The organism is Jeotgalibacillus aurantiacus (assembly GCF_020595125.1).
Taxonomy (GTDB): domain Bacteria; phylum Bacillota; class Bacilli; order Bacillales; family Jeotgalibacillaceae; genus Jeotgalibacillus; species Jeotgalibacillus aurantiacus.
Map to the genome: position 1 here is coordinate 36,035 of NZ_JACNMS010000004.1, position 12,511 is coordinate 48,545.

The 12,511-nt window shown below is 44.7% G+C and carries 11 protein-coding genes; 8 read left to right on the plus strand and 3 right to left on the minus strand.

Annotation, left to right across the window (positions count from 1 at the left end; translation table 11 throughout):
• Nucleotides 1–368: 368 nt before the first annotated feature.
• Entirely contained in the window at nucleotides 369–1,625 is a 1,257-nt protein-coding gene (locus tag H7968_RS13065) for a BaiN/RdsA family NAD(P)/FAD-dependent oxidoreductase (RefSeq protein ID WP_227396571.1), read from the minus strand.
• A 184-nt stretch (nucleotides 1,626–1,809) separates the two neighbouring features.
• Between H7968_RS13065 and H7968_RS13070 the strand changes: the two genes are divergently transcribed.
• Nucleotides 1,810–3,426 (plus strand): putative polysaccharide biosynthesis protein, encoded by a 1,617-nt coding sequence (locus tag H7968_RS13070; RefSeq protein WP_227396572.1) that lies wholly within the window; start codon nucleotides 1,810–1,812, stop codon nucleotides 3,424–3,426.
• Between the two features lie 16 nt (nucleotides 3,427–3,442).
• On the plus strand, nucleotides 3,443–4,153 hold the full coding sequence (locus H7968_RS13075) for a pseudouridine synthase (RefSeq protein WP_227396573.1): 711 nt from the start codon (nucleotides 3,443–3,445) through the stop codon (nucleotides 4,151–4,153).
• Nucleotides 4,154–4,452: 299 nt separating this feature from the next.
• Here the strand turns inward: H7968_RS13075 and H7968_RS13080 are convergent, their stop codons facing one another.
• On the minus strand, nucleotides 4,453–4,671 hold the full coding sequence (locus tag H7968_RS13080) for a DeoR family transcriptional regulator (protein WP_134374987.1): 219 nt from the start codon (nucleotides 4,669–4,671) through the stop codon (nucleotides 4,453–4,455).
• A gap of 534 nt (nucleotides 4,672–5,205) precedes the next feature.
• Here H7968_RS13080 and pepV point away from each other — a divergent pair.
• From pepV to H7968_RS13095, 3 genes are all read left to right on the plus strand, one after another.
• A complete protein-coding gene (gene pepV, locus H7968_RS13085) occupies nucleotides 5,206–6,621 on the plus strand; it encodes a dipeptidase PepV (RefSeq protein ID WP_227396574.1) in 1,416 nt (471 codons plus the stop codon).
• A 22-nt stretch (nucleotides 6,622–6,643) separates the two neighbouring features.
• On the plus strand, nucleotides 6,644–7,507 hold the full coding sequence (dat, locus tag H7968_RS13090) for a D-amino-acid transaminase (protein ID WP_227396575.1): 864 nt from the start codon (nucleotides 6,644–6,646) through the stop codon (nucleotides 7,505–7,507).
• Between the two features lie 87 nt (nucleotides 7,508–7,594).
• On the plus strand, nucleotides 7,595–8,551 hold the full coding sequence (locus tag H7968_RS13095) for an NAD(P)/FAD-dependent oxidoreductase (RefSeq protein WP_227396576.1): 957 nt from the start codon (nucleotides 7,595–7,597) through the stop codon (nucleotides 8,549–8,551).
• Nucleotides 8,552–8,796: 245 nt separating this feature from the next.
• Here the strand turns inward: H7968_RS13095 and cysK are convergent, their stop codons facing one another.
• Nucleotides 8,797–9,732, minus strand: coding sequence for a cysteine synthase A (gene cysK / locus H7968_RS13100; RefSeq protein ID WP_227396577.1), 936 nt, complete (start codon nucleotides 9,730–9,732; stop codon nucleotides 8,797–8,799).
• Between the two features lie 230 nt (nucleotides 9,733–9,962).
• Between cysK and thpR the strand changes: the two genes are divergently transcribed.
• From thpR to H7968_RS13115, 3 genes are read left to right on the plus strand one after another with little or no spacing between them, the layout of a single operon-like run.
• Complete coding sequence (gene thpR, locus H7968_RS13105) at nucleotides 9,963–10,520, plus strand: RNA 2',3'-cyclic phosphodiesterase (RefSeq protein ID WP_227396578.1); 558 nt, start codon at nucleotides 9,963–9,965, stop codon at nucleotides 10,518–10,520.
• On the plus strand, nucleotides 10,521–11,504 hold the full coding sequence (locus H7968_RS13110) for an NERD domain-containing protein (RefSeq protein WP_227396579.1): 984 nt from the start codon (nucleotides 10,521–10,523) through the stop codon (nucleotides 11,502–11,504).
• Nucleotides 11,501–12,439: a diacylglycerol/lipid kinase family protein gene (locus H7968_RS13115; RefSeq protein WP_227396580.1), complete on the plus strand. Its 939-nt coding sequence runs from the start codon at nucleotides 11,501–11,503 to the stop codon at nucleotides 12,437–12,439. Before H7968_RS13110 ends, H7968_RS13115 begins: the two co-directional genes overlap by 4 nt.
• Nucleotides 12,440–12,511: the final 72 nt, after the last annotated feature.

Consider the following 12,511-nt stretch of genomic DNA (forward strand, 5'->3'; position numbering starts at 1 on the left):
GTAGCTATTTAGTGAATGTCCAAGTTTGGTTAAATGAAGGGGGAGTGGTCAAATAACAAGAAAGAATGGTTGAATCATCCAAAAGAGTGGTTAAATAACCTAAAAGAGTGGTCGAATAACCAAAAAAGTGGTCAAATCGGTTTTCAGATTGTAAAAAGCATCAAGTGTCCCCGGTCTACGCCGGGGTTTTTGGGATAGAGTGGTTAAATAAGGAGGGAGAGTGGTCAAATAACCTGAAAGAGTGGTTGAATCATGTAAAAGAGTGGTTAAATAACCCGTAAAAGTAGTCGAATCATCACAAAAAGTGGTCAAATCACCCTCTACTTGCCCTACACGCTCAAATAAAAAACCGGAGCATCAAGCCCCGGTTATTTCTCCGCCGCATTCGTCCCTGCAAGTCGTCCGGTTACGAGTGCTGACGTAATATTGTAGCCGCCTGTATATCCATGGATATCGAGCAGTTCTCCGCATAAAAATAATCCTTCGCATTTTTTTGAAGCCATCGTTTTCGGTTCGATTTCTTTTACGGAAACGCCGCCGCCTGTGACGAAGGCTTTTTCGATAGACTGGGTTCCGTTGACCTTCATTTCAAAACCGGTTAAGGCTTTGGCCATTCCTCTTATTTTTTCAGAAGAAATCGTACCGGCCTGCTGATCCGGGTCGATTTCATTGACCTCCATTATGAAGTGCAGGTAGCGTTCCGGGGCGAGCCCTTTCCATGTGTTTTTGACTGCTTTTTTTGCTTCATCTTTTGCGAGTTTGAACAGCATTTGAAAAGCGGATTCTGCGTTTTGATCCGGCATGACACTGATATGCATCGTAACCGGTGCACCTTTTTGCTTTTTCATTTCCTTCACTACATACTGACTGCAGCGTAAAATGGCTGGTCCGGATAGTCCGAAATGGGTGAAAAGCATGTCCATCTGATGGGTCACGATGGTTTTGCCTTTTTTATTTATCACACTGACTGCAGCATCACGCAGTGCGAGTCCCTGCAGTGATTTATTCTGAATGAAGGGTTCGGATGACAGCAGGGGAACCTCTGTCGGGAACAGGTCCGTAACAGTGTGCCCGGCTTTTTCCACCCACGGATAGCCATCACCCGTGGAGCCTGTCTGCGGTACAGACTTTCCGCCTACAGCTAAAACGACTGCATCAGCGTTAATGCGGTCACCTGTTTCAGTTTCAATTCCTGTAACGGATCCATCTTCAATCAGCAATTCCTTCACAGGTGCATTTGTGCGGATTTCGACTTTCAGTTCCCCGAGCCTGCGCAGCAGTGCATCCACCACCGACTGGGCTTTATCAGAGACAGGGAACATCCGGCCGTGATCCTCTTCTTTTAATGCCACGCCGAGTCCTTCGAAAAAGCGGATAATATCTTCGTTGTTAAAGACTGAAAACGCACTGTACAGAAAGCGTCCGTTTCCGGGGATATGTTTAATGATTTCATCAATCGGAAGACGGTTTGTGACGTTACATCTGCCGCCTCCTGAAATCGCGAGCTTACGTCCAAGTTTGTTTCCTTTATCAATAAGAAGAACGCGTTCCTTCTTCTCACCGGCTGCAATGGCAGCCATTAAACCGGATGGGCCACCACCCACCACGATGACATCGTATTTCATTCGTTTCATCTCTTTTCTGCATCAATTCCAAATGACATGCGTATGAACTCCATCTATTCTAGCGTGATATCCCCGACAATTCAATGAATTACCCGAGTTATTCATTGTCATCGACACGACTGAGTAGTACACTACGAATAGTGTCAAAATTTTGTTTTAAGGATCGGGAAGTGAAAATAACCAGATGTCAACTTCAACACTAGTCAGAGGGACGTTTATTCTGACGTTGGGTACCTTTATTTCTAAGTTTCTTGGACTGTTTTATGTAATCCCGTTTAATGAGCTGGTAAAGGGAGAGCCGGGAGCACTTGCCTTGTATCAGTACGGATATCTTCCATATACGATTTTCCTTTCGATTGCGACTGCGGGGGTACCGCTCGCAGTGTCGAAATTTATATCAAAATATAATGCGTTAGAGGAATATGAGGTTGGGAGGAAGCTTTTCCGATCAGGCCTTGTATTAATGTCACTGACAGGCATTCTGGCCTTTTTAATTATGTATTTATTTGCACCAGTTTTTGCGGAAATGGTCATAGAGTCTGATGAGCAGAAAGTCAGTGTGGAGCAGGTTATCTCAGTAATCAGGGCTGTCAGCTTTGCATTAATTGTCATTCCTGTCATGAGTCTGATCAGGGGGTTTTTCCAGGGATATCAGTCGATGGGGCCAACTGCTGTATCCAATGTGATAGAACAGATTGTCCGAATCGTCTTTTTGCTTGCTGGCGTATATGTCGTGTTATTTGTCATGGAAGGTTCCATGACAGAGGCGATCGGCGTGGCCACTTTTGCTGCATTTGTCGGGGGAGTTGCCAGTCTTGCACTGCTTGTGTTTTATTTCCTGAAACGCAAACCCTATCTGGATAAAACGCGCGATCAGGGTAAAAACGAAATGGACATTTCCATTAAGGATATGTATAAGGAGATCATTCTTTATTCCATTCCGTTTGTACTTGTAGGGGTAGCCAATCCGTTATTCCAATTGGTTGATACACTGACATTTAACAAAGCGATGGTCAGCATAGGGCTCGCAGCCGTCACGGATCTGCAGCTTGAAATATTAAATTTTACAACCCATAAGCTTGTCATCATCCCGGTGTCACTCGCAACCGCATTTGCGATGACGCTCATTCCGGTTATTACGTCCAGTTTTTCTAAAGGGAACTGGAGCAATTTAAACCGCCAGATTGATCAGACGTTTCAAATTCTGCTGTTTCTGACGATGCCGGCTGCAATCGGCTTGTCTTTACTGGCGGAGCCTGCGTACACAGTTTTTTACGGAGCGGATCAGCTTGGAACTGAAGTGCTTAGAACGTATGCGCCGGTCGCGATCCTGTTTGCTGTTTATACTGTAACGGCCGCAATGATGCAGGGAATCAATGAACAGCGCTGGAGTGTGCTTAGCCTCCTTGTCGGTCTGTTAGTAAAGCTGGCTTTGAATATTCCGCTTGTCCAGCTAATGGAAGTGCAGGGCGCTGTGTTATCAACAAGTATTGGGTATGTGGCGGCGATTGTCATCAACCTGATTGTCATCAGGCATTTTGCTGCTTATAAATACAGAATGGTTGTCAAACGAACGATGCTCATGCTGATTTTTAATGTCATCATGGCAGTGCCTGTTTTGGTGCTGTATTACGGACTGGGTCTCGTACTTGATCCTGAGAGCCGACTGCAGGCGATCCTCATTCTTGTCGTTTGCGGCTCAGTCGGTGCTTTTGTATACGCAGTGCTGAGCATGAAATCAAGGCTCGCTGACCGCTTGTTCGGTGACCGGATTACAAGACTGCGTAATCGATTTTCTTAATTAAAGGAGACGCACTATGCGATTAGATAAACTGCTGTCAAACATGGGATTTGGCAGCCGGAAAGAAATGAAAAAGTGGCTGAAATCAGGGGCTGTCACAGTGGATGGTGTCCATGCAAAAGACGGCAAGCTGCAGGTGAACCCTGAATTGCAGGTTGTTGAAGTAAATGGAGAACAGGTTCATTACAGAGAATTCATTTATCTGATGATGAATAAGCCGCAGGGCGTTATTTCTGCAACGGAAGACAATCTTCATCAAACGGTGCTTGATCTGATTGATACAGAATTGCATTTGTTTGAGCCTTTTCCGGTCGGTCGTCTTGATAAGGATACAGAAGGATTTCTCCTGCTGACCAACGACGGTGTCCTTGCCCACGAATTACTGTCACCAAAAAAGCACGTCGATAAAACGTATTATGCCAAAATTGACGGGCGTGTCACCGATGAGGACGTAAAAGCGTTTGATCAGGGAGTTACACTTGATGACGGATACGAAACGAAACCAGGTAAGCTCGTGATCCTCGAAAGCGCAGAAACCTCAGAAATCGAATTAACGATCACAGAAGGCAAGTTCCATCAGGTCAAACGGATGTTTCAGACTGTTGAAAAAGAAGTCGTGTTTCTAAAGCGGCTCTCAATGGGTCCGCTGTCTCTTGATCCTGAACTCAGCCCTGGAGAGTACCGCGAGCTGACAGAAGAGGAAGTTCACCTTCTGAAGAATCGATAAAAAACCGGACTGATGGTTTTTTTAGGGTTCAACTTGCTAGAAAGGGTAGATTTTCAGGTTTAAATATTTCTTCTATACAAAAGTGCCAGGTCATTCCGTAGACTTCTGCGGCAGAGGAGCGACAGGTGAGACAGCGTAATGCGGAGCATTAGCTGGCTCACCGCGCGGCCGCGAAAAGCGCAGGAATGACCTGGCACGGTTTATAGGTTCATTCAATATGAGAAAAAACCGGACATCAGTCCGGTCTTTTTGTGCGTAAAAATAAAGAAGAGGGCCAAAGCCCTCTTCAAAAAAGTTCATTATGAAATTTTTACTTTCTTTTGTGTCGTTGTCCATTTGCCCCGACTAGGACTTGTCACTAAATCGTTATAGGCTAACACATTCAAATCTCTTTGAATGGTGCGAGGTGTAATGCCGAATTCGTCTACCAGATCATTCGTTGTTACCGTTCCATTTTCCTTAATGAACATGTAAACCGATTTGATCCGGGTCAGCATTCTGTTCGTAGTTGGTTTCAAAAAACCACTCCCTCATCTTTTTTCCATGGCAAGGACGACAGGTGACAGGTTAAAGTTCACGAGTAAGATTAAAATTGGATGCCTCACGACAGCCCCTTTTCATTCTATTTCGACAAACGATATTGTCTGACAATTTCATTGTACAATTATTCTTTTGTTTTTTCTAGTGTTTTGATGCTTTTTACATACTATTTACAATATTGAAAGGTTAATGTTCGCATTATCATAATCTTGTATACGCTTTCATAAAAATAAAATTTATTGATTTCATAAGTCCAATTTGCGTATTAATTGATTAAATGAAGGTTTATTCATTATTGTGCTTTTATATGAATGTTCGACATTATGGTTTGGATTATCTATTATATCAACACGATTCTTATGTGATGTCATAAAACTGATCTTTTGATGAAAGATCATCGTTTTACTTATAAAGATTCTTATCAATGTTTTGTGACTAATCCGAATTGCATGGTGATTCCCGATTTAAAATAGTCTATAATAGGACCATTATCAACAGTTGAGGTGAATGCTGTGACAATTCAATGGAAACAGGAAGCCGAAAAGAGACGGGATGAGATCATTCAGGAGCTGCAGGGATTGATTGCGATTCCAAGTGTGCTCAATGAAGATGATGCCACGGAGGATGCGCCGCTTGGGACAGAAGTAAAGCGCGCATTATCTTATCTGCTTGATGCAGGAGAGCGCGATGGATTTACAGCTAAAAATGTTGGGAATCTGGCAGGACATCTGGAAATGGGACAGGGAGATGATCTTCTTGGGATCCTCTGTCATGTGGACGTGGTGCCTGCAGGAAATGGATGGACTTACGATCCTTTTGAGGGAGCGGTTCACGACGGTAAGCTTTTTGGACGAGGCGCTATTGATGACAAAGGCCCGACCATTGCTGCCTATTTTGCGATGAAAATGATTCAAGAGCTTAATTTAACATTGAATAAACGTGTAAGGATGATTATCGGCACGGACGAAGAAAGTGACTGGCGCTGTGTGGAGCATTACTTCAAGCACGAGGAGATGCCTTCAATCGGATTTGCACCGGATGCTGATTTTCCAATTATTCATGCGGAAAAAGGCATCACAGACTTTAATCTTCATCTGACCCGATTTAAGGAAGATGAGCGTGCGCCTAAAATTGAAGTGAAGACATTATATTCCGGCGAGCGTTACAATATGGTTCCTGATTACGTAAAGGCTGAACTGATTGTTCATGCTGAACAGACGTATTTACTTCAGGAGTTTGAAGAGTTTTTAAAGGAACAGGATGTAAAAGGCGAATTTTATGTGGACAGAGGGCTTTTGACGCTTGAACTGCATGGGAAATCTGCCCATGCAATGGAGCCTGACAATGGCATCAATGCAGGACTGCTTCTTGTGAAATTCCTGTGCCGATTTGAATGTGATGCCAGGGCAAAAACCTATCTTTCATTTGCCAAAAAGTATTTATATGGTGATTCACGGGCGATTGCACTTGGTCTTTCCGGCAGTGACGAGATCAGTGGAGATCTGACACTGAATACAGGGGTCATGCGTTACAGCGAAAAGGAAGCGTATGTCGGGCTGAACGTCCGATATCCTGTCACATATGATATGGATGAAAGACGTACCGATCTTCAGGAAGAAATGGATGCGCTTGGCGTTACGTTAGAGCTGCTGAATGATTCGAAGCCGCATCATGTTGATGGGGATGATCCGTTTGTTCAGACACTGCTTTCCATTTATGAAAAACAGACGGGTGAGCCAGGTAAGCTGCTGGCCATTGGCGGCGGTACATATGCCCGCTCTCTAAAAAAGGGTGTAGCATTTGGGGCGCTCTTTCCGGGTAAGGAAGATGTAGCCCATCAGAAGGATGAATATATTGATATTGAAGATCTATTGAGTGCAACAGCCATTTACGCAGAAGCCATTTATGAGCTTGCCTGCGAAAAATAATGTAATGAGGGGGAAGATCAGAATGGGTACAATTCTTGTTAATGATCAGTTTCTAGATCGTGAAAACGGGTCAGTGGATATAGAGGACCGCGGTTATCAGTTTGGTGATGGTGTGTATGAAGTCGTCCGCGTTTATGGCGGAAACATGTTTACAGCAAAAGAGCATCTCGAGCGGTTATTCGAGTCAGCTGAAAAAATTCATCTGACACTTCCATTTACGTACGATGAGCTTGTTGCCAGACTTGAGAAGCTGATGGAGGTCAATCAGCTTGATACCGGCATTATTTATCTGCAGGTTACGAGAGGATCATCTGCCAGACAGCATCATTTTCCCGAGCAGACAAAAGCCGTGCTGACCGCTTATACAAAAGAAGTAGCACGTCCTGTGGCAGATATGACTGCAGGGGTGAAGGCGATTATTACCGATGATGTGCGTTGGCTGCGCTGTGATATTAAGAGTCTGAACCTTCTCGGAAATCTGCTTGCTAAACAGGAAGCTGTTTCAAAAGGTGGATTTGAAGCCGTTCTTCACCGTGATGGGACCGTAACGGAGGGCTCTTCTTCCAATGTGTTTATTATTTCAGGCGACACATTATATACTCATCCTGCTACGAACCTGATTTTAAATGGGATCACACGCAGGGAGATTCTAAAGCTTTGTAAAGAAATCGGGCTTTCGGTGGCTGAACAGGCATTTACACTTGAGGCTCTGGCGAATGCAGACGAAGTGTTTATGGCCAGTACGACAGCGGAAGTCATGCCGCTTGTTCAACTGGATGAAACACCGGTTGGAAACGGCAAGCCTGGTGAGTGGACGCAAAAATTGCAGGCAGCGTTTGAAGAAGCTGTCCAGAAGCAGTGCGGATCACTTGCACAAACCATTTAATCCTGAATTTTTCTGACCCCCGGGACACATTCTCCCGGGGGTTTTTGGCATGTTCGTGCTACGATAAAAGCTACAGGAGGGATGAAGATGAATACATATCAAACAGTCATTGTCGGTGCAGGTTTAACCGGGATTACCGCTGCCAGACAGCTTCAGCATAAAGGGGAAAACATTCTATTAATTGATAAAAGCAGGAGTGTCGGCGGCAGGATGGCTACACGTCGGGTGGATGGTGGTAAAGCCGATCACGGTGCCCAGTTCTTCACAACAAGAACAGAAGCATTTAAACAGATCACCGCCGAATGGCTTGAGAAAGGCTGGGTTAAGCACTGGTTCGGAGACGATCATCCCCGTTACGCGTCTGTTGATGGGATGAATGCGCTGATGAAACGTTATGCAGAAAATCTTCCTGCTGTGCTCGATAAAAGAATCACAGGGCTGAAAAAGGTTGACCGCGGATATGAGCTGACGGACGAAGAAGGGCAATCTGTTGCAATAGCAGAGAAGGTCATTCTCACAATGCCGATACCGCAGATAACAGATCTGCTGGAGGGGAACGCAATAGATGTTCCTACCGATTTGAAAAATGTAGACATGACACCTGTTGTTGCGGGATTGTTCTCTTTTGAAACAGCTCCGTCTTCTGAAAAAGGCTTAATCACCGGTGACTTTCATGAAGGAATCGACCGGATCATTGAACATAAAGAAAAAGGGATATCAGACACTCCGGTTGCAACGGTTTATATGACAGGAGAGTGGTCTAAAAAGCACTTTGATCATGACCAGGAAGAGACATTGTCATTCATCGAAAAGCAGGCAGCTCCGTTTTTCGGAGAGGCATCGATCAGAACGCGCCAGCTTAAAAAATGGCGTTACGCCGAAACAGTTAACCCGCTTAACACTTCAACGCTCAAGCTTGGTGATGGACTATGGGCAGCAGGTGATTCCTTTCTACGTCCAGACGACGAAGCAGGCACAACACGGTGTGAAAGTGCTTATTTGTCAGGGCTGGATGTGGCAGAAGCGGTTTTGGGGGAGCGGTAGGCAGGAACTGTAGTGGGGGCGTGCGGAGCTTGGTCACTTTTGGGCTTTGTTTGGTCACTTGCTGATGTTCTTTGGACACATTTCGACCGAACTTGGTCACTTTGCCGTATTACTTAGTCACCTTTCACCGGAACTTGGACACTTTAGTGAAAATCTCTTTTCTGAAACCCGATTGGTTTATGTATTAACGCTAAAAAAGGGTCGGATGCCTCTAGACTTCTACGGCATCCGACCCGGTTATTATATTACTCCTCAAATCTAAAAACATCACTCGATAAATAACGTTCCCCTGTATCACAGGCAATAAAGATCACGATGGAATCCTCCGGCAGTGTCTCAGCCACCTTCAAAGCGGCATAGCAGGCAGCACCTGATGACGGACCGACAAGGATCCCTTCCTCGCGCGCAAGTCTGCGTGTGATGTCATAAGCATCATCATCTTCAATTTTATGAATTTCATCATAAACATCCTGATTTAAAATATCAGGAATAAATCCCGGGCTTGTGCCGACCAGTTTATGTTTTCCGGGTTTTCCTCCTGAAAGGACCGGTGATCCGGCAGGCTCAACGACGTGTACCTGGACGCTGTCGTATTTTTCTTTTAATGTTTCGCCAGTACCTGTAATCGTTCCGCCGGTTCCAGCTGTTGCGACAAAGGCACCAAGCGGTTTTCCGATCTGTTCAACAGCTTCAATGATTTCGAGTGCTGTTGATGTTCGGTGCGCATCGGGGTTTGCGAAGTTTTCAAACTGCATTGGGACAAAGCTTCCTTCAATTTGCCCGGCCAGTTCATTCGCTTTTTTAATCGCGCCCGGCATTTTCTCGTCACCCGGCGTTAATACGACTTCTGCCCCGTAAGCTTTCAGCAGGTTAATGCGTTCAGCGGTCATCGTATCAGGCATGACAAGGATGGAACGGTAGCCTCTTGCGGCAGCATTCATGGCAATTCCGATTCCTGTATTTCCGCTTGTCGGCTCAATAATGGTAGAGCCGGGCTTTAACATTCCTGATTTTTCAGCTTCAACAATCATATTAAATGCAGCGCGGTCTTTTACACTTTTGCTTGGATTGTAAAATTCAAGCTTTGCATAGACCGTTGCGCCTTTTTCAGGCTGCAGCCTGTTTAGTTTAACAAATGGAGTATCTCCAATTAATTCAGCGATATTATTTACAACTCTCATCACGGTCATCCTTTCAACTGCACGTTGTGGTTTTATTCTACATTTAACGTCAGCGGGATTCAATGATCAGGCATTCATCATGATTGCTATTCCTTCCGGGTTGATCGTTGTATAATAACGGTAATGATCAAGGTGAAGAGTGGTAAAATAAACTGTCCGCAAAGATCGGACTTTTTTGCCGATAATAAAAGGAAAGAGCGTTGCAGCAAATGAGAATGGAGCGTGTATGCATGGAGCCTCATTATTTTCTGGCAGTCAGCCTGACGCAACCTGCAGAGGAGCATCTCGCTTTACAGCAGGAGCAATGGAAGAAAATATACGCATTTAAAAAATGGACCCACCCTGAGGATTTTCATCTTACACTGAGCTTTCTCGGGTCTGCTGATTCAAGCTTTCTTGAGCAGTTTAAAACCTGTTTACAGGAAAAATTGCCGGTTCATCACTCATTTGAAGTTGAAGTACGGGAAGTGGGTACTTTCGGACATTCGCTTAAGCCCAGGATTTTATGGGCAGGACCTGAAGCTTCTGACTCGCTTGAGCAGCTGTATGAGGATGTGCAGCTGTGTCTTGAAGAGGCCGGAAGAAAACGTGAAAACAGGCCGTTCAGGCCCCATATTACGGTGGCAAAGAAATGGGATCATCAGGAACCGATTGCCCTTAAGCAGGATCTTTTGCCATTTATACTCGAGGTGAAAGACATTGTTTTATATCAGATCTTCCCTGAGAAAACGCCAAAATATAAAGGGGTTTGGACATATGAACTTACGAGTAAAGAAGGAGGAGATTAAGTGGCTCAGCTGATTAAGCTTCAGGATTACGTATCAAGATATGAAAGAGATATGATCCGCTATCCTTCACAGTACGTTAGGTTGAAAAAACAGCAGTGGAACAAGCTGAAGGAACAATGGGAAGACGGCGGGATTTTTTTAAACGAAGATGAATTCAATCAGTTCAAAGAAGAGGTTGAGGGCAAAAGTACGCTGTTTGACCGCTTCAAGAAGATATGGGTGAAAAATGAATCTCATGAGGAAGTGGAGGGGGAGCCTGCACCTGAGGATGATGATTCCTTCCGTTTTGAGCCTTCTGTCTATTACCGCCCAGAAACGATCGAGGACCTGAAGCACCTTTATCTCGATCAGCTGTTTCATTTTCAGTTAAAATGGGCGAGCTCCACCTTAACTGAAAAATCATACATAGATGCGAAATATACAAGAGATGAAAAGCTGAAATTCTTTTTACAGCGCTTCCCTGATACGTTTTTACTGATGTATGAACCGGTTATGCTGTTGAAAAAAGCACCGGTTGAACTGGAGGTTCTGTTATTTACCCCGACGGATCTGTGGTGTATCTCTATTCTTGAGGAGGCGAATGATGCCGTATTTGTCGGATCAATGGACCGATTCTGGAAAGTGAAGCATGGTGATAAGGAGCGCTCATTGCTCAGTCCGATGCTGTCATTAGACCGGACAGAATCTATTATTAAAACGATTTTTGCCAAAGCAGAAGTAGACTTTTCAGTTAAGAAAGCTATCATGTCAAGAAACGGTTATCTTGATTTCCCTGATGTACCTTATGGCTATCGTCTTCTTGATAAACGAACCGTCAACCAGTGGCATGAAGCCCAGAAAAACATGGGTTCTCCATTTAAGCACATGCAGATGAAAGCAGCAAAAGCGCTGGTCGACTTTACACAGACAACCTCTGTCAGAAGAATGCAGTGGAGTGAGTCAGAACAGGATGAAAACGACCTGCTGATGGATCCGGAAGAATGAAAACGATCTTTGTTTTAAATCCACAGGCAGGTGGAGGAAAGGCGGGTCCTGCTTTTCTGGAGGTGCTTAACCGCTATCAGAATGAGTCTGTCGAAATCTGGGTGACTACATCAGCTGGAGACGCCAGGAAACGGACAGAAGCCTGGTGCCGTTTGAACCGGGAGACTGAAGTGCTTTTTGCCGTGATGGGCGGAGACGGGACGATGAATGAGGTTTTTGACGGGTCATCCATACATAACGAGGCTTACTTTACCTCTGTTCTAGCAGGATCGGGAAATGATTTTGCGAGATATTTCAGTGGGGTACCTCTTTCTGAAACGGGGATCAAGAGAATCATAGAGTGGGATGAAACGTCAACGTCCCATGAATCGATTGCATTTCAGGCTAATGAAAACGGGTATGCGGTCAGCAATCTCGGTGCGGGTTTTGATGCTGAAGTAGCCTGGCTTGCCAATCGGTCAAAGCTGAAAAAACAGCTGAACCGGCTTTCGCTAGGGAAGCTAGTCTATGTCGTATTTTTAATCCGTTGTCTGTTTACATTTAAGCCATTTACATTGAAAGCGAAACTTGATGGACAGCCTTTCTCATTTGAAAAAGTCTGGTTCGTCACGATTTCCAATCAGCCTTACTTTGGTGGAGGGATGCGGATTGCACCGAAGGCAGATTCCATGGATGGGGAGCTTGACGTGACCATTGTTCACGGTCTGTCAGTCATCAAATTTCTAACGGTGTTTTTGAGTGTTTTCAAAGGCGAACATATCCGTTTTAAAGAAGTACATACAGCAAAAGTGAAGAGAATTGAACTGACTCCCTCCCATTATGTACGTCTTCATGCAGATGGTGAGGATAAAGGGAAAATTGGACCGGATGCCAAGCTTTTCGCACAGGTGGCTGCAAAAACGTTGAAAATAGCGGATTTCAGAGATGGGTCTTGACGAAACCCATCAATTAACGATAAAATCTGCATAAGATAGCTATTGTTTATGTAAGCAGCAGCTATCTTTTTC